This window comes from Enterobacter cloacae complex sp. SHL020 (assembly GCF_049236945.1).
GTDB lineage: Bacteria > Pseudomonadota > Gammaproteobacteria > Enterobacterales > Enterobacteriaceae > Enterobacter > Enterobacter dykesii.
Genome location: NZ_JBMKJF010000009.1, coordinates 19625 through 35860 on the forward strand (window position 1 = coordinate 19625; position 16236 = coordinate 35860).

At 51.2% G+C, this 16236-nt stretch carries 19 protein-coding genes and 1 tRNA gene; 10 read left to right on the forward strand and 10 right to left on the reverse strand.

The features are described from left to right. The first annotated feature begins 52 nt into the window (after positions 1-52). Positions 53-577, forward strand: a complete 525-nt coding sequence (locus tag ACOTZB_RS18460; protein ID WP_008500115.1) for a lipocalin family protein — start codon at positions 53-55, stop codon at positions 575-577. A 3-nt stretch (positions 578-580) separates the two neighbouring features. Here the strand turns inward: ACOTZB_RS18460 and ACOTZB_RS18465 are convergent, their stop codons facing one another. The 6 genes from ACOTZB_RS18465 to ACOTZB_RS18490 are packed head-to-tail and all read right to left on the reverse strand — an operon-like array spanning position 581 to position 6620. After that, complete coding sequence (locus ACOTZB_RS18465) at positions 581-1591, reverse strand: fimbrial protein (protein WP_421628183.1); 1011 nt, start codon at positions 1589-1591, stop codon at positions 581-583. Beyond that, on the reverse strand, positions 1591-2109 hold the full coding sequence (locus tag ACOTZB_RS18470) for a fimbrial protein (protein WP_126330398.1): 519 nt from the start codon (positions 2107-2109) through the stop codon (positions 1591-1593). The genes ACOTZB_RS18465 and ACOTZB_RS18470 overlap by 1 nt, the downstream gene beginning before the upstream one ends. Beyond that, on the reverse strand, positions 2100-4625 hold the full coding sequence (locus ACOTZB_RS18475) for a fimbria/pilus outer membrane usher protein (RefSeq protein ID WP_421628085.1): 2526 nt from the start codon (positions 4623-4625) through the stop codon (positions 2100-2102). Before ACOTZB_RS18475 ends, ACOTZB_RS18470 begins: the two co-directional genes overlap by 10 nt. Positions 4626-4648: 23 nt before the next feature. Next, positions 4649-5326: a molecular chaperone gene (locus ACOTZB_RS18480; RefSeq protein WP_421628086.1), complete on the reverse strand. Its 678-nt coding sequence runs from the start codon at positions 5324-5326 to the stop codon at positions 4649-4651. Positions 5327-5379: 53 nt separating this feature from the next. Beyond that, positions 5380-5964, reverse strand: coding sequence for a fimbrial protein (locus ACOTZB_RS18485; protein ID WP_126330404.1), 585 nt, complete (start codon positions 5962-5964; stop codon positions 5380-5382). A 53-nt stretch (positions 5965-6017) separates the two neighbouring features. Beyond that, positions 6018-6620 (reverse strand): LuxR C-terminal-related transcriptional regulator, encoded by a 603-nt coding sequence (locus tag ACOTZB_RS18490; protein ID WP_421628088.1) that lies wholly within the window; start codon positions 6618-6620, stop codon positions 6018-6020. A 706-nt stretch (positions 6621-7326) separates the two neighbouring features. On the opposite strand from ACOTZB_RS18490, the gene ACOTZB_RS18495 reads away from it, so the two are divergent. From ACOTZB_RS18495 to ACOTZB_RS18530, 8 genes are all read left to right on the forward strand, one after another. Next, positions 7327-8088, forward strand: coding sequence for a winged helix-turn-helix domain-containing protein (locus tag ACOTZB_RS18495; RefSeq protein ID WP_126330408.1), 762 nt, complete (start codon positions 7327-7329; stop codon positions 8086-8088). 1 nt (position 8089) lies between these two features. Then, complete coding sequence (locus ACOTZB_RS18500) at positions 8090-8569, forward strand: hypothetical protein (RefSeq protein ID WP_023309865.1); 480 nt, start codon at positions 8090-8092, stop codon at positions 8567-8569. A 189-nt stretch (positions 8570-8758) separates the two neighbouring features. Beyond that, on the forward strand, positions 8759-9697 hold the full coding sequence (locus ACOTZB_RS18505; protein WP_421628185.1) for a GlxA family transcriptional regulator: 939 nt from the start codon (positions 8759-8761) through the stop codon (positions 9695-9697). An 85-nt stretch (positions 9698-9782) separates the two neighbouring features. Beyond that, positions 9783-10829 carry a class I SAM-dependent methyltransferase gene (locus tag ACOTZB_RS18510; protein ID WP_421628089.1) on the forward strand — a complete coding sequence of 349 codons (1047 nt, stop codon included), beginning with the start codon at positions 9783-9785 and terminating at the stop codon, positions 10827-10829. Positions 10830-10895: 66 nt separating this feature from the next. Beyond that, a complete protein-coding gene (locus ACOTZB_RS18515) occupies positions 10896-11339 on the forward strand; it encodes an acetyltransferase (protein ID WP_421628092.1) in 444 nt (147 codons plus the stop codon). 127 nt (positions 11340-11466) lie between these two features. Next, positions 11467-12009, forward strand: coding sequence for a type IV secretion protein Rhs (locus ACOTZB_RS18520; protein WP_421628093.1), 543 nt, complete (start codon positions 11467-11469; stop codon positions 12007-12009). After that, positions 12006-12350 (forward strand): putative T6SS immunity periplasmic lipoprotein, encoded by a 345-nt coding sequence (locus tag ACOTZB_RS18525; RefSeq protein WP_421628095.1) that lies wholly within the window; start codon positions 12006-12008, stop codon positions 12348-12350. Before ACOTZB_RS18520 ends, ACOTZB_RS18525 begins: the two co-directional genes overlap by 4 nt. A gap of 11 nt (positions 12351-12361) precedes the next feature. Further along, a complete protein-coding gene (locus tag ACOTZB_RS18530; protein WP_421628097.1) occupies positions 12362-12844 on the forward strand; it encodes an Hcp family type VI secretion system effector in 483 nt (160 codons plus the stop codon). Positions 12845-13472: 628 nt separating this feature from the next. Here the strand turns inward: ACOTZB_RS18530 and ACOTZB_RS18535 are convergent. Then, positions 13473-13814 carry a SymE family type I addiction module toxin gene (locus ACOTZB_RS18535; RefSeq protein ID WP_421628098.1) on the reverse strand — a complete coding sequence of 114 codons (342 nt, stop codon included), beginning with the start codon at positions 13812-13814 and terminating at the stop codon, positions 13473-13475. 128 nt (positions 13815-13942) lie between these two features. On the opposite strand from ACOTZB_RS18535, the gene ACOTZB_RS18540 reads away from it, so the two are divergent. Next, positions 13943-14107: a YlcI/YnfO family protein gene (locus ACOTZB_RS18540; protein ID WP_421628100.1), complete on the forward strand. Its 165-nt coding sequence runs from the start codon at positions 13943-13945 to the stop codon at positions 14105-14107. A gap of 2 nt (positions 14108-14109) precedes the next feature. Here ACOTZB_RS18540 and ACOTZB_RS18545 read toward each other — a convergent pair whose 3' ends face one another. The 3 genes from ACOTZB_RS18545 to ACOTZB_RS18555 form a co-directional block, all read right to left on the reverse strand. Then, on the reverse strand, positions 14110-14793 hold the full coding sequence (locus tag ACOTZB_RS18545) for an MAE_28990/MAE_18760 family HEPN-like nuclease (protein WP_421628102.1): 684 nt from the start codon (positions 14791-14793) through the stop codon (positions 14110-14112). Continuing rightward, the gene (locus ACOTZB_RS18550; RefSeq protein WP_421628103.1) at positions 14790-15842 is read right to left on the reverse strand and encodes a DUF262 domain-containing protein; all 1053 of its coding nucleotides are present in this window, start codon (positions 15840-15842) and stop codon (positions 14790-14792) included. The genes ACOTZB_RS18545 and ACOTZB_RS18550 overlap by 4 nt, the downstream gene beginning before the upstream one ends. 92 nt (positions 15843-15934) lie before the next feature. Then, positions 15935-16029: transfer RNA gene (locus ACOTZB_RS18555), tRNA-Sec, on the reverse strand. Positions 16030-16236: the final 207 nt, after the last annotated feature.

The following is a 16236-nucleotide window of genomic DNA, read 5'->3' on the forward strand; positions in this document are numbered from 1 at the left end:
CGAAACGGTGCACTACACTTAACATCCAACCGTGCAAATGAAAGGAATTCTCATGAAGCTATGGCCTGTTGTGACCGGTGTTGCCATTGCGCTGACGCTGGTCGCCTGTAAATCCCCTACGCCGCCGAAAGGCGTGCAGCCTATCACCAACTTCGAAGCCAGCCGCTATCTCGGCAAATGGTACGAAGTCGCCCGGCTGGAAAACCGCTTTGAGCGCGGGCTGGAACAGGTAACCGCTACCTACGGCAAGCGCAGCGACGGCGGCATTAGCGTGCTCAACCGGGGCTACGATCCGGTGAAGAACAAGTGGAACGAGAGCGAAGGCAAAGCGTACTTTACCGGTGAGCCAACCACCGCCGCGCTGAAGGTGTCGTTCTTCGGCCCGTTCTACGGCGGCTACAACGTGATCAGGCTGGACGATAAGTACCAGTACGCGCTGGTCAGCGGCCCGAACCGCGACTACCTGTGGATCCTGTCGCGCACGCCGACCATCCCGGATGCGGTGAAGCAGGATTACCTGAACACCGCGCGCAGCCTGGGCTTCCGGGTTGACCAGCTGGTGTGGGTGAAGCAATAGCCCCTACTGGTAGGAAAACGTAATGCTGGCCAGCGCGTTGGCCGAGCCGGGGACCAGTTCACCGGTTCGGATGTACTGCGCCTGGAACGGTAGCGTGAGCGTCTGCGCCGCCGTGGTGCTCTGGATAAAGAACTGGCCGGTCGCACCCGCGGCCGAGCTGTCCGGCCCCATCATCAGCGGCCCGCTGCCGTTGTAGAAAAACTGCACTCCAACGCCGGACGCCGTTGAGTCTCCGGTCAGCGTCACCACCGACGAGGTGTTCGACGGCGTGGTCTGATCGGTCATCACCGCGTGAACCGCCACGTTCGCGTCGCAGGTCAGGCCGACGGTAAACGTTCCCGATGGCGACGTGCTTCCCACCGTGGGCAGAGTGCGAATATCAATGGTGCCCAGCGCCACGCTGGCGTTTTTGCTACCGACCGTACACCCGCTGGCGGTCACCGTGATGGTGGTCGGGCTGATAATCACCTGCGCCGTTTTCGTCTCGTTGTTATAGGCGGTGAGCACCGCGGCGCTGATGGTCGGGATGTTATAGACGCCGGATTTCAGGGCGGCACCGGTTTTAATAAAGGTGACCTTTGCTGACCAGCCCAGATCCTGAGCAACCCCACTGGTGCCCTCTGCCGGGTAGCTTTGCGTGATACCGGTTTGCAGGGGAATATATTTTGTACCCTTAAAATCCTTCAGCCCGATGATATACCCCACGCCCGGTACGCCGGTCTCAAAAATGGTGTAGTTCGCGCCGTCGACGGTGACCGTCGTACCGCTTGAGATGGCGCTGCTGCTGGGCTGCAGCGTGCCTTTGCTGCAGGTAAAAATAATTCCGCACCAGAACACCTGCTGCACGCTGGCGGTGGCGCTCCAGGTCGAGCCGATAATGCTGCCCGGCACCACGGAATCCGCTGGCCCGCTGTAGGTCATCGGCTGAGGGGAGAGCGTAATGTCCGATTTCCAGTCCAGCGCCTGTACGCTGGCGCAGAAAAGTAATCCGCTGAGAAGAAACGCTATACGCATCATAGATACTCCGTTGTCCAGGTGGCGAGGGCTGACACATCACCGGCGCTTACCGGTGTAGCGGTGGCAACCAGCTGCGCGTAGAAGGTCATCTGTACGCTGTCATCCCCCGCGGTTCCGTACGCTGCGGTCTTTGTATTCAGGGGAATGAGTACGCTCTCTTTATCGAGGATCTGCACCGCCACGCCGGTAGCGCCACCGTCGGCAATTTTCAGCAGCTGCGGGTTGGCATCATCCGGCGTACCGCTGAAGCGAATTTTTACGCCAGCAAAGGTTGGCCCGCACGCTTCAAGCCTGAGCGTGAAGGGCGTTTTGATATTGCTCACGGCCCCGGCACGGCTGAACTGTTTAATACCAATGGTGCCCAGCGGCACGTTTTGCTCCCCGGAGTCCTGCGCTACCACGCAGGTGTTGCCGATCAAATTGCCGGTGACGGAGACCAGCACGTCGTAGCCGCGAACGGGGAGCGTGAAAACCAGCAGCAGCGCAATGCAGCCGATCCTAAGCGTTACTGACATACCACCTCCTGAGAATAAAGACCGGTGCGGGCGCTATAGTGCTGCTTGTTTAAGGCGTAGGTAATGGCGCAGCGCTGGCGGCTGCCGCGGCCCCACACGGCGTTCAGCGTGCCCTTCTCGGGCAAACCGGAGAGATACAGGCTGCCGCCATCGCCGACGATGCCGCTGGTTTTGTCATCATCGAGCGAGACCAGCGTGCCGAAGGGGAGCACGTCGTTGCCGTGACGCACGATAAACATCGCTTTTGCCCCCTGGTGCGTGGTGAAGGTGGCGCGAACCAGGGCACCGTCGGTAGGCGTTTTGTTGGCGATGGCGTTTTCCAGCTCCACGTCGTTGCCGGCGGTCGTCACGTCCAGCGCGACCTGGTTAACGCGGTACGGCGTGGCGTACGGGATCACCGCGTAGCCCCGGCCGTCCGTTTTGATGCCCTTATGGTTAAGCACGGCGACATTGCTGGCTCCCGGGGCTTTTACCAGAATGTTGGTGTTCCCGAGCGGCTGGCTCAACGTCAGGCCATCTTCATGCACTACCGCACCGCCGCTGATGCCGTAGCTGAGGTTGCGGGAGTCGCTGGCGTAGCTGTAGCCCAGGTTGTAGTCTCCCCACGCGCCTTCGTACTGCAGAGTGGCATCGCCGCCGTAGTGCTGTCGGGAGCTATAGCGCTGGTTGACGCTATAGAACAGGTTTTCCTGGCCCGGCAGGTAGCCGCTCACGCCCGTGCTGGTGGTGGTGCCAGTGGAGTCCGCATGGGTCGTGGTAAAGCGCGCGCGGGTCGACAGCGTCGGGTTGCCCAGCGGGACCGAAATCGACATCGACAGGATGTTATCTTTCTTGTCGTCATACAGGCTCGAGCTTCGCTGGACGCTGACGCCAAGCGACACGTTGCGAAACGTGGCGTTCCACGCAAACTGCAGGCTTTGCGTGGTATTTGACGTGTTCCAGTAGGTCTGCTGATCCCACGACAGTGACAGCGAGCCGTATTGTCCCATCGGCTGCGACAGCAGCAGCTGGTTTTTTGCCTTCCGCGACATGCGCAGGTTGTACACGGTGTCGTATTGGGTGGTGACTGTGCCATCGTCTTCCACCGTCTGCTTTGGCGATCCGCCCGTCATCCCTTTGTACGTAGTGTCGCTGAGGGTATAAAACCCTTTCGTGGAGTAGCGCAGGGAGAAGAAGTTAATCCGCGTGCCAATGTCGTTCAGCAGCTTGCTGTAGCGCAGGCGCACCGAATCACCGGTATAGTGCCGATCGTCCGCCAGCTGGCTGCGGGCGTGGGTCAGGTCGATTGAGTAGGCGCCAAAGCGGCCGAGGTTTTGCCCAAACCCGAGGGCCAGGCCGTTATAGCGATCGGCAAACTGCGCCCCGCCGTAAAACGTCAGGCCGTATCGCCAGCCGTAGAACAGCTCGCCCTGCGCGAAAGAGGGCGCATCCTGATTGCCCGTTGGACGGTACTTGCCGGCACCGAAGGCATATTTCACCTGTCCGTTACGCACCAGGTTCGGCACGCTGGCAAAGGGGAGCGTGTATTGCGTTTTGCTGCCGTCGTTCTCCTGAATGGTGACCGCCAGATCGCCGCCCGAGGAGGTCGGATAGAGATCTTTCAGCACAAACGCCCCCGGCGGGACGGAGGTTTGATAGATGATGTTGCCGTTCTGGCGAACCGTGACCGTGGCGTTGCTGCGCGCGATGCCGCGGACTTCAGGCGCATAGCCGCTGAGGCTGGCTGGCAGCATGTTATCATCGGTTTTCAGGGCGATACCGCGCAGGCCCACGGAGTCGAACACCTGCGCCGAGGTGTACGTTTCCCCGGCATACACCTGCGCGCGCAGGGCGTGAATATCGCGCTGCAGCCATGTCTGCACGTGGGTAAGCTCATTGCTGTCTTTGGTCCACGTGGTGAAATCACGTAGCCGCCACGCGCCCAGGTTGACGCCGCTGTTAAGGCTCGCAAACAGCTGCTGTTCCCGCGTGCGCGTCTCGCCGCGATACTCATTGTTCGAGCCATTCACCACGTAATTCAGCCACGCGGCAGGAATGCCCGCTTCCCAGCTTTCCGGGCTGACGTACCCGCGCGGCAAATTGCGCATCGCACTTTGCGGTACGGTGAAGCTCAGGGTGAGCGTCTTCTGGTCCAGATCAAACTGTGTATCCGCAAACGCCTTCGTTAAGAAGATGCAGCGCTGCGCCAGCGGCAGGTCGCCGCCCTTCGCCTGATGGCTATCGATGCCCAGCGCGGCGAATTGTTCAGGCGTGAGGCAGGGCAGCGCTTCACCCGTGCTGTCTTCAGCAAGGCGGAACGTGACGTTACCCGTGAACGCATAATTCGTATTGATATACACGTTGAGGTTGTAATCACCCGGCGGCAACGCGCTCCCGGCGTTGACCCAGGCGAGATCGGCGCTGTTTGCGCTCTCGCCGTTGAGGAACGCGGGGTTAAATTGCAGCTCGCTTTCAGCAGCCACGGCTTGCCGGATCACCAGGGAGATCACCGTGGCGCACAGGATTTTTATTTTCACGTGGTCACGCCTTACTGTTTTTATTACTGGGATAACGACGCGCGCGTGGCGGGGGTCCATGCCCCGTAATCGTTAATCGTTTGATAGGTCATGCTGCCCGCATGGCTGAAGGTTTCGGCCAGCGTCACGCTGCCTTTCGGGGGCACCATCACCGGCTGCACCGGCATACCGTCAATTTTCACGTTGATGGTGGTGAGGTAGTACGGCGTGGGGTTGCTGAGCGTGACTTTTCCGGCGCGATAGGCACCGGTCAGTTTTTTCCACGCCTCTCCCGGGGTCTCACTGAGTCCTTCCGGGCGATAAAAGACCTTGATGCGGTTAGCCGACGCAAACTGCAGCGTATTCCCGGTGCCGCTTTTCGCCTGCTGTGGGATGGCTTTGACCGTCATCCAGTAGAGCGTCTCCCGATCCGCTGGCAGGGCTTTGCCGTTAAACATGATTTTCACCGCGCTTTCGCTGGCCGGCTTCATGACGTACAGCGGCGGCGTGATCACGAAGTCGTTGGTGCGTTCGCCTTTCTCATTCTCCATCCATGACTGGATGAGGAACGTGGCGTCGGGATGGGTGTTTCTCACCTGCATCATGGCCTGGCTGGTGGCGCTGGAGTAGACCATTCGCGTTGCGCCCAGCCCCACGCCGCCGGCATAGACGGCGGAGGAACATAACGCGCCCGCCAGGCAAATCCATGTGTTTACGCGCATAGTGTTTCTCCTGAAAGCTAAGACAGGCCCGGCTCGCAGACCGGGCCTGAAGGTTACGAATAGGTCACGGTGTAGGTCGCGACGGCGCTGGCATCACCCGCGGTGGCGCCGCCCTTCGGCGAGTAATATTTCGCGCTGAAGTTCAGGGTGTTGGCACCCTTACGCAGAGGGATGGCCGAAGCAGGTTCACCCAGCTTCACCACGTTGCCCTGCTCGTCATAAAGGCGAATAGCCACGTTTTGCGCAGAGTTGGCGCTGCCGTTTGCCCCGACGGACAAGCTATTAACATCGGAACCGTCCGGCGTGCCGGTGAAGGTGACGGCCACGGTTGTGGCGGCAATCGGATTCTCATCCGTAGAGGCTGAGGTATCGGCGATTTCACAATCTTCCAGGGTGATGGCAAACGCTTTTGCCGTGCTGGCTTCGCTGCCGGCGGTTGCCAGCGTTGCGGTACGTACTTCACCCATATCCACGTCAATGTTGGCGCTTCCTGCGCTGATGGCGCAGGCGGAGGTCACCACTTTGCCGCTAAAGTTCACCGTGCCGCCGCTGGTGCCGGCAGCCAGCGCCGAGCCTGCTGGCAGTAATGCTGCAATAGCGATCGCGAGCAGCGTTTTATTATTGAATTGAGCTTTCATTGTCCTGATTCCATGATGGTGTTATGTCGAGATTTGCTCTGAAAGCAGCAGGTCTAACTGGTTAAAAAGACCAGCAAATCTGTCTTGTTCCTGAGCCCGAGTTTTCTTATCGCTGAGCTTTTTAACGCGCTGACACGACGGTAAGAAAGCTGCTCTGTTTCGGCGATGTAACGCATATCCAGACCCTTTCGCAGTTCCTTCAATACCCTCCATTCGCCCGGCGTCAGCGATAACGCCGTGGGTTTTTTTAGTGGGCGATAACGGCTATCGACCATTTTTAATACGCTGGCTCGCCAGTGATAAAGCGGGTCCTGCAGCGAGAGATAGGCGTCTATTTCACCGCGTATCCACAGCCAGGAATTTGCCGGTGCTGAATACATGCAAATAAGTACGTCGGGATAAAGGGCTTTCATCTTCCTGATATATTTCAGGCAGTCATATCCCGCGTGATATTTCTCCATGCCGGATAAAAAAATCACGTCTACCGGTGCGGCCGCGAGTATTGTTTCGATCTCCGCGTAATTATCGAACGATGCCGTAATCTGCATAGTCGGGACAATATTTTTTAATAACGCGGCGATCCCCTGGCGCGCAAAGTGATCTCCACCCAATAGCGCGATATTTAAATGACGTGTGTTGTTGAGCTTATTCGCCATGTCATTCCCTCGATTTATAATTGTAATAAGACTCGTCTGTCTGGCAGATCGATGCCTGTATTTTCGAAGCAATTAAGCATTGCACGGTGTGAGCCCACTATACTCAGGGCGTAAAAGAGGTAACCTGAATTAATCTTAATTTGTTTTAAGTACGGTTTAGGTGTAGCGTCAATTTATCCTCACTGAACCGGCTTTTGCTTATCTGCCTGTAAATAATCATACCGGTAGTTTTTATTGAAAAGTTAGCTTTAATAAATGTTTTGTAAGGAAATAGTCTGGGTACGTCATGAGACGCGGGTTGTTACTGACGGTGGCTAACAGTTTCGCACTGAAATTGTTAATTAAAACGGCAGCTTTCGAATTGGTCGTAATTTCGAAACCCGCTGGCAGAGCGCGTCCTCTCTGCTTTTTAATAAAAAAACTAATTAAGCACGCTGAATAATTCAGACAATGATGGCTGAAGCGTTCAACGGGTGCCTTTGTCGAGTTTTGTCAGTGTCAAGACGGCTTTAAATGGCGGTTAAGAAAACTTCAGACCGGTCAGATAAAGAGAAAGGAAAAATAAGATTTTTCGCCAGGCGCCAGGATATACAGTTGCGCATTAATCCGTCACATTAATCCTTACACAGGCGAGGGATACGCAGGTTAACGGTGAAGGGAATCTACTGGAGCAACAGGCGTTGACCGGAGGTATTTAGCCCATTCTATGCATAAGCATTACATTATTAATGGCCTGGTAGAGTTTCATCCAGCGGCCAGCACATTACGCGATCTCAACAATCCTGACCGGGTGGTGGTATTAAATTCCCCGGCGGGGCGCTGTTTGTTGTTATTAATAGAAAGAGTCGGAAGTATTGTGACTCAACAGGAGTGCATGGATATTGTCTGGCAGCGCCGGGGGATGCTGGTTTCGCCTAATACCTACTACCAGAATATTTCTATTCTGCGTAAAGGGCTGAAGAAGGTGGGTTTCGAAACCGATCCGATTGTCACTATCCCGCGCATTGGACTGACGCTCGCAAGCGATACGCAAATCACCGTTAAAGAGACGCAGCCGCAGGCTGAAGAGGAAGAACGTGCTGCTCCGGATGTCTGCGAAGAGACCGCCGCCCCGCCGGTCCCGATACGCCGCTTCTGGCTGCCGGGCGCGCTGGTGCTATTGCTGATGCTGGCTGGCGTGAGCGTTATCAGCCATAACCTGCTGCATGACAGCTATTTCGTCGACGGGTATCGCTTCGCGATGAAGATGGGCGAATGTCAGCTCTATTTTTCTCGCGATATTGAAACGCAGCGCGACAGGGATAAAGCCCTGGCCTATGCCGCCCCGTTTAAGGACCAGTGCGCGAACTATCCCTGGGTGTACGTCAGCGGCTACATCCTGCTGCCCCGTGCATCGGTCATTCGCTGTGACAGGCCGATGACGGAACCCAACCGCTGTATGTCCGATTATTTTATAGAGGATCGCTAGTATGGTTCGCTACCGTCAAACGCTTGTTGCGCTCTGCCTGTGCCTGCTGATGGGGGCTGTCGTGGCGGCGTATTACCTCTGGCATCGCCATTACATCCAGCCCTTTTCCTGTCAGGCGAACTTTATTCAGCATCACCGTGATGAAACGCTCTCTCTGTGGCTGAATTACACCGTGGAGGGTAACAGCGGAATACTCAGTATGAATGGCCGGTTGAAAAGCGATCCCACGAAGACCCTGAATCGCAAAGTTTTCTTTCAGATTGAGCGCAAAGACAGCGTCTATAATCTGACGTCCATACGCAATATGAAATTCCCGGACGACAACATCAGCGACAGCTGGCTGGAGAAGTACGAGCCCTTATTTTTTATCTATCCGAATAAGAATATTTATATGCGTATTAAGAAACAGCAGAATGAGAATTATTTATTTATTCTGGGAACGCTGCCGACCTATGTGTGCCACACGTCAAAAAACGGATAGCAGCAGGGAGAAATGTTTTTAAGTTTTTGCGGGCATCATTTATGCTTGATTTAACAGCCAGGACCTATCCTAGGAAAATATAACAGCAACAATAATGTTGCGATAATGTAATTATTCTTCGGCAAGTTAATGAAAAATATAATTGATGATAGCGTCAGAATGACGCCTGCACGGAATAAATCCCTGCATATGGGTTTACTCCTGTGGCCCCATTTCTCGCTTTTCGCATATTCAGGATTGATAGAGGCGTTACGTATTGCATCCAGCGTCCAGAAGCGTAGCCAGAAAATACGTTTTAAACTCAGCCTGATAAGCACTTATCCCGACTTACCGGTAGTGAGCAGCTCAGGGCTCAGCGTGCTGCCCGAGGCCGCCTATGCGCCGCCCGGCGACTTTGACTATATTGCGGTGATTGGTGGAGGTCTGGAGCATCTTCACCAGGGACACCGTGGCGACAGAGCGTTTCTCACGGATGCTTATCACAACAACGTGCCCCTGATAGGTATTGGTACCGGCAGTTTTATTCTGGCGGAGGAAGGCTTACTGGACGAGCGCCGCGCCTCGATTCATCCTCATCACCATGACGTTTTCACGCAACGTTTTCCGCAGGTTTATGCCGAGCAAGGCCTCGATTTTATCGACGAAGGCGATGTGCTGACCTGCCCGGGAGGGATCTCAACGCTCACCCTGGTAACGGCGCTGATCCGCGCCCACGGGGGAGATGACATTGCTGCCACCACCTCCCGGCGGCTGTCCCTTCCTCCGCATGACGCCGCCACGCCGCGGCCCGCGAATATCGCCATGATCCCTGATTCACGGCTGCGCAGGGCGGTGACGACCGTCGAACAGTATCTTACTCACCCGCTGAACGCCGCCAGGCTCGCGCAGGACGTTAAGCTGAGCGAACGTCAGCTCAACCGCCTGTTTCACGCCGAGTTTGGCAAAACGGCGCGGGAATTTATTCGCAGCGCCAGGCTGCGCTATGCCTGCTGGCTGCTGAAAAACTCTCAGCAAAGCGTGACGGATATTGCGCGGCGGATGCGGTTTAGCGACTGCGCCCACTTTATTCGTCATTTTCAGACTGAGTACGGCTGCACGCCGGGGGTATGGCGCACGTCGCAGAACTGATGCACCTATTTCGTGCTTTCTTCGTAGGGTATTACTGGCTCGCCTGGATAGACTTCCGTTAAAAGCCCAACGGAGGGAAGACGACATGAACTGGCAGCCTTTTCGCGGCGATGCACCGGAAAATATGACGATTTTCAGCGCGTCATTTCCCGACGTCAGCGACCAGTGGCCGATGAAAGACGACGCTGCCCGTGAGATCGCCTCCCTTGACCGCGCCCTGAAAGCCGAGCCAGCGCTCCGGCCGCCGAGAGTGGAATACGACGAAGGGGGGCAGGCCGTGCTTGTTCCGCAGAACCGCTATTCCGAACAGGCTTTCCGCAACCGTCCGGCGCTCACCGCCTGGCGAACCCGGCTGGTGCCCTCCGCGCTGGCGCTGTTTGTGGTGCAAAACCCGCTGGAGGACCGCCTGCCCGACGGCACGAAAATGGACAGCGACAGCCGCCAGTGGTTTATCCACGCTAACGATGCGGTTGGCGTGCGTTCCCGCGCCCGGGTGCTGGCCGCGCTGGTGGATAAGTACATTCATAATGAAAGCGAGAATAACTGGGTCAGCCTGGCGAGCGGCGCCGCCATCCCGGTGCTGGAGGCGCTGCGTGAAGCAAAGCTCGACGGCCAGCGGGTGTATCTCACGCTGGTGGACAAAGACCCGGTGGCGCTCAGCTGGGCCGAAACCATGGCGGCGCAGGAAGGGATTGTGGTGGGGGAACAGCTGACCCTGCTCAGGCGCAACCTGCTCCATACGCTGGTGCGTAACGAAGATCTGCTGCTGGAGCTGGGCGAGCAGCAGGCCGAACTGGTCGACGCGCTGGGGATTTTCGAATACTTCAACGATACCGACGCGGTGATTTTTCTCCAGCGCGCGCTGCGGCTGGTCAAGCCCGGCGGGGCGGTAATTGTGTCAAACATGCTCACCAGCAGCCCGCAAATTGACTTTGTGCTGCGGGGTATCGGCTGGGAGGATATTCACCCGAGGTCGTTACAGCAGCTGCAGGATATTCACCTCGCGGCGGGCGTGCCGGTGGAAAACGTCACCGTGGTAGTGCCGAAGGACGGGGTGTACGCGGTGATGGAGATTAGGGTAGGGGATGAAAAACCGCACGGTCAGTTCCCTCTCCCTGAGGGAGAGGGTTAGGGTGAGGGGGGAACAGACCGCAAAGCGTGGCTTGAAATAGTTCGGTCTTCCAATCATGATCCACCCATGAAAATTGAAACCGCACACCCCACACACTTCGAACGTCTGGTCACGATCTGGGAATCCTCCATCCGCGCCACCCATCACTTTTTACAGGAAAGCGATATTGCGGCGCTGCGCCCGTTATTACTCAACGCCTATCTGCCAAACCTCAAGGTCGTGATCGCTCGCGATGACGCAGGCGTTATTCACGGCTTTTCAGGCGTGGATGAAAACCGCATTGAAATGCTGTTTGTTGACGACGCGAGCCGGGGTAAGGGCGTCGGGAAATTGCTGCTGCAACACGCCATCGTAGCGTTCGGCGCGAACGAGGTGGACGTGAATGAGCAGAATCCGCAGGGCGTCGCGTTTTATCGCCATATGGGGTTTGAGCAGGTCGGACGCTCGGAACTGGACGGGCAGGGGAATCCGTTTCCGCTGTTGCATATGCGGTTGGGAGAGTATAAATAATCAGTAGATAACTTAAAACGTTAGCGTAATTTCTTAGGGATATAATTACACCCTTATCATTCATTAAAAAAATAATTGTATTAAGTTACGATGATATTAATATAGCTCTCGCAAAAGGACAGCGCAGATGAGCGATGGAATAAAAATTGGCGGAGTGCGACTACTAACGCTCGGTGAAATTAACCTTGCCAAAACGCTTTATGGTTTAAGTATTCGTTATAATGAAGTGTGGATTCATCGGGGAAGTTATTTGCCCTTCAATATGCAGAATTTCAGAACCGCAATGACGCCAAACGGTGAGATTTACTTTATGGAAGGTACGTATGAAAACGACTTTTCCATGTCCCATCAAAGAATGTCTCGTATCGTCGGAGCACATCTTTTTCTGCATGAAATGATGCATGTTTGGCAGTATCAGCACGGTATGATGGTACGCCTTCGTGGAGCATTCTCCTGGGCTGTCGACTATTCCTACCATTTAGATAAACATCACTTGCTTGATTACGGTCTCGAGCAACAAGCCTCTATCGTCAGTGATTTCTGGCTGCTCAATACCTATGGATTTGATCCCCGCAGCAACCTGCATAAGCTCATTGATTACGACCCGTTGGAACCAAAACAGAATCTTCTCAGGCGGTATGAAGCTGTTTTAGGAGATTTTCCACAGTGAAACTAAAAATTCTATTCATTCCGATTATCTCAATGTTGACCGGTTGTCCGGGTGAAACCCTGAATATTCCTGAGCAGCGAACGATCATGATAAATGGCAATCATTTTTGTTTTAGTGTTGACGAAAAAGATATTTTGAATGGATATACTATTTCGTCTATGCAACACGGTGAATATAAAGAGTTTGCGGCCGAATTTCAAAGAAGTTCATATCCAGATAGTTGTATCGAGATTGCCCTGCCAGCTGGCTATGCCTATGAAATCTCTTATACCTTGAATGAGCGAAATTATTACTATCCATTTTTCAAGGATAATGACGGCAGAGTCATAAATTATCATTAAGAGGAAAGTCAATGTCATTACCCGCATACATGTTTCTTTATGATGAAAATGGAAACCCGATCAAAGGCAGCTGCAACGTTTCGGGCAGAGAAGGCGCGATTGAGATCCTTAACAGCAATTACCACATCCATCAGGTTTGCAGCGCCAGCACGGGCAATCTTATGGGGGCCAGAGAACATGGGGCATTTACTATCCATAAGCAGATCGACAAAACGTCGCCTTACTTTGCGGATGCCTTATGTCAAAGCAAAAGGCTACAGAAAGCGGTTATCCACTACTATGATGTGAACGAAGCAGGATTTGAATTCGAGGTGTACCGCATAACGTTGGATAGTATCGTGATTATGTCCGTCGATGCTGCCCATAACTGGGTTCCAGGGGCGCCTGGTCACAATATGATGGAAAGCATCGGGATTCGTTATCGCGGTATCGAATGGTTTTATCTGGAGGGGCACATTAAATATGAGGATCACTGGAATAAGGTGCCTCAGTGATGCCGTAGTTAAGATGGACCCCTCTCCCTATAGGGAGGGGTCGAAATGAGTTAGTTAGCGCACTGAACTTAATAATTGTAAAGAGCAGTTATGGTCTTTTTGATAAAAGAATGTAGAAGCCTACGATTGTAACAAAAATCCATACTAAATTCATTGCGGTTTTTTCTGGTAGCCATGTTACGGCAAACAAGGCAAAAATAATGACACATAGTAATGGCACTAAGCCTCGAAGAATGAAGAGAACTTGTTCTTTTAACCAGAGCTTAATACTATTCATTATAGTCCACTTTTAGAATGGCCATCTCAAATATTCTCATGATTTTTACTTCTTCTTTTTATATGGTGCCTTGTTCAAAATAAAAATTATCCGTCGATGTTGGTCTCACTAAAATCTTAATATACGAAGCGAAATTAAAATGTGACTGGACTTGCAAAACCTCCAACAATAAATTCGATAAAACATTAACAATTAGTGCAATGAATATTTTCTATCTATCAATAGATAGAAAGAATGTGCTAAAGCTTATTGAAAAATAAAAGAGGATTTCATGTAGGGAGACATCTCATATGTCGCCTCCCTCTTTTTAAAGATTAACCCAACTCACTTGTAGTATGCCAGAAACAGCCGCTAAGCCAGGTGGTTTGTATTTGATTTTGCGAGGCGCTTTCCAGTATGCGGAATTTGGATCGCCGCAAGCGCGTCCTCTATCTCAATGAGCTTTGCCTTCGTCCGTTTATAATCATCCTGCAAACGCTGCTCCTGCTCGTTATACGCCACCAGAACGATGCATCCTTTCATGACTTTTATCGTGACCTGCTGTCCGGTATCAAAACCCGCCGCACGCAGCCACTTGCCGGAAAGGATGATTTTCGGCGTGGATTTGTCGAAAACATTCGGGCGGTATCCCACAATTAACGAACGCTCGGTTCCGGATTGGTCGGTGTCTGGGGTAGAATGCGAATCAGCCATAATCAACTCCTTGATAGTTGGTGAGGTTAGACGCCCTTTAGTGCTCCAACACTGCTGGGCGTTGTCAGAATTCCGAATCCATGTGGTAGGTACCACATGCAGATAAATTAACCGAGGTGGTACCTACCATGCAAGAGAAAAAGAAACCAAATTTTGACCGTACCAAAAGCACGATGAAGAACATCCGGTTCGAGGATGAGCTTTTGGAACAGATCGAGAAGGCTGCAGGGAAAGGGAATTTTAGTAAGTGGGTTAAAGAGGCTTGTATTATGAGATTAGCAAATAAAAAATAATACTAATTATAAATGTTTTTACTGCTCTCTTTTATATAAGATTTAGATTCAAGATAACTATCAAGTATGTCTATATAAGAGAATATGATACCTTGCACACTCATCATTTTTGTTCTTAATTGCTGACAATTGAAGGACTGGCCAATTTCTGAAGCTTGTTCTCTTCCGTGTGCAACTGCATTCCTTTTGCTAACAATCTCATCAATTATGATTTGATCAAGTGGGCTAGGAACAAAATTAGGTAATTCAAATAAAATACTTAAATTTTGCAAGGTAGAGTAGTGTATATTCTGCATATACATACCCATCATTGTCTCATTAATTGGGAAAATATCATCACTCTCGGTCCCTAAGAAAAGGCTTTTCGCTCTTTCTAAAAAATTCTTCGAACTACAATCTTTAAAAGATAGCAATTTTGGATGTAATGAAATTACATTAACATGTATTTTTAGATCTTTATTCCTAATATTTTTGTTTTTAATGGTGAGTAAAGTGTCTTCAACTAGTTCATTTAAAGTTTTTTCTATTGCTGCATATAAATGAACATAAAAAAGCCCACGCATTATTTTTATTTCAAGCGAAGGAGGAGTAAAATCTTGAGGCTCGAGGCTGGAAATAAATGTTAGATATGTAAAGACCTCGCCAAATCGCGCTCTTGCTGAGCTTCGTACTAAGTCTATGCTCATTTTAAAAGCTCATCACGTACGTATTCAACACGAATTAATAATGTTTTTTTATTATTTGTAGCGCCAGTTGTATGTTTTTTTAATTCAGAATCATTTAAAAGATCGACAAGTCTTTCCGGATGGACATTTTGTTCATTTTCTTGAATAGCGAGAGCAGTACCGACAGTAATGGCCTCAAATAAGACTGAAGGCGTGATATTTACTCTATTGCCACGTACTATACCATTAGGAAGGAATGTATTTAGAAGCGTAAAAACTTTTGTAAAAATAACTTGCAACTCTTTTTTATTTCTAAAGTTAAGAGTTTTAGACTTCATATAATCATTTAGAAAACCTTGTACGCTATGTACAAATTCATTTCTTGCCTCAAAGTAAGCAAAAAATCTTAATGTAAGTTCTTCAAAGCTGCCACTCCGCTCGGCATTGGCTGTTGTTTTGACGACAGATCTAAAATTAATGTCTACTGCACATTCTTTTAGAAAATCATTGAATTCCCCTAGATATACACAGTTTCTAATTTCTTGTGGATGTAAAATTACCCCACCAGTGTTTAATCGTTCGAATAAATCATAGCGAACATTAAAATCACTCTTGTCATTTAGCACAGTTAATCTAATTGGACGTGTGAGTAACATTAGTTGTATTGATTTAGGCAAATCCTCGAAAAACAGGTCGTTCATTGAAGATAGTTTTTCTAATCCACTTAATTTGCTTTTTTTAGGCGAAATAAGTATATTTGAAGATTCTTCTACTGAGCATACAAAATTGATCAATGTTGTAAGGCGCTGAACACCATCTATTACTTCCCATGTTGCGTCTTTATTCGTAGCCATGAAAAGACTCGGTACGGGAATACCAAGGAATATTGACTCAATTAGTTGGGATTGTCTCTTTTCATCCCAGACAAAATGTCTTTGATATTCCGGAGAAATATCTATTGTTCCTTCAATGATCATATCTATCAATTGTCTAACAGTTATATCATAGCTATCAAAAGATACTGAGCGTCTATTGTCATCAAGTTCTTGTTTAATTAGTTCAATATTCATTATAAAAACACCATGAAATTTATGGAGTTAATAATATAAACATAAAAGACGAAAAGATATAGTATCAGTAAAGTAGAATTGATAAAAACTTTTGGCGGAAGATCACAGGAGTCGAACCTGCCCGGGAACGCTGGCGTCCCCAACTGGATTTGAAGTCCAGCCACCTCACCGGAGATGACGATCTTCCGCGCCTCGATTGCTACATGGAGGCGGGGCGCATTATAGCTACTTTCAGGCATTTACCACATACCCCCGCACACTTTTTTCACCGCTCTTTTGACCTGTACCCCCCTGTTTCAGCTAATTCTTAAGAAAATCCTCAGGTTAGCCTTTCGTGCTCACCAGTATTTACCGCGATCACAAAAAACAAGAAACGTAATCTGCTAACCAGAAA

Bases quoted from the DNA above. Each gene is read 5' to 3' on its own strand.
- ACOTZB_RS18460 (WP_008500115.1), top strand. From the start codon at position 53: ATGAAGCTATGGCCTGTTGTGACCGGTGTTGCCATTGCGCTGACGCTG.
- ACOTZB_RS18465 (WP_421628183.1), bottom strand. From the start codon at position 1,591: ATGCGTATAGCGTTTCTTCTCAGCGGATTACTTTTCTGCGCCAGCGTA.
- ACOTZB_RS18470 (WP_126330398.1), bottom strand. From the start codon at position 2,109: ATGTCAGTAACGCTTAGGATCGGCTGCATTGCGCTGCTGCTGGTTTTC.
- ACOTZB_RS18480 (WP_421628086.1), bottom strand. From the start codon at position 5,326: ATGCGCGTAAACACATGGATTTGCCTGGCGGGCGCGTTATGTTCCTCC.
- ACOTZB_RS18485 (WP_126330404.1), bottom strand. From the start codon at position 5,964: ATGAAAGCTCAATTCAATAATAAAACGCTGCTCGCGATCGCTATTGCA.
- ACOTZB_RS18490 (WP_421628088.1), bottom strand. From the start codon at position 6,620: ATGGCGAATAAGCTCAACAACACACGTCATTTAAATATCGCGCTATTG.
- ACOTZB_RS18495 (WP_126330408.1), top strand. From the start codon at position 7,327: ATGCATAAGCATTACATTATTAATGGCCTGGTAGAGTTTCATCCAGCG.
- ACOTZB_RS18500 (WP_023309865.1), top strand. From the start codon at position 8,090: ATGGTTCGCTACCGTCAAACGCTTGTTGCGCTCTGCCTGTGCCTGCTG.
- ACOTZB_RS18505 (WP_421628185.1), top strand. From the start codon at position 8,759: ATGGGTTTACTCCTGTGGCCCCATTTCTCGCTTTTCGCATATTCAGGA.
- ACOTZB_RS18510 (WP_421628089.1), top strand. From the start codon at position 9,783: ATGAACTGGCAGCCTTTTCGCGGCGATGCACCGGAAAATATGACGATT.
- ACOTZB_RS18515 (WP_421628092.1), top strand. From the start codon at position 10,896: ATGAAAATTGAAACCGCACACCCCACACACTTCGAACGTCTGGTCACG.
- ACOTZB_RS18520 (WP_421628093.1), top strand. From the start codon at position 11,467: ATGAGCGATGGAATAAAAATTGGCGGAGTGCGACTACTAACGCTCGGT.
- ACOTZB_RS18530 (WP_421628097.1), top strand. From the start codon at position 12,362: ATGTCATTACCCGCATACATGTTTCTTTATGATGAAAATGGAAACCCG.
- ACOTZB_RS18535 (WP_421628098.1), bottom strand. From the start codon at position 13,814: ATGGCTGATTCGCATTCTACCCCAGACACCGACCAATCCGGAACCGAG.
- ACOTZB_RS18540 (WP_421628100.1), top strand. From the start codon at position 13,943: ATGCAAGAGAAAAAGAAACCAAATTTTGACCGTACCAAAAGCACGATG.
- ACOTZB_RS18545 (WP_421628102.1), bottom strand. From the start codon at position 14,793: ATGAGCATAGACTTAGTACGAAGCTCAGCAAGAGCGCGATTTGGCGAG.
- ACOTZB_RS18550 (WP_421628103.1), bottom strand. From the start codon at position 15,842: ATGAATATTGAACTAATTAAACAAGAACTTGATGACAATAGACGCTCA.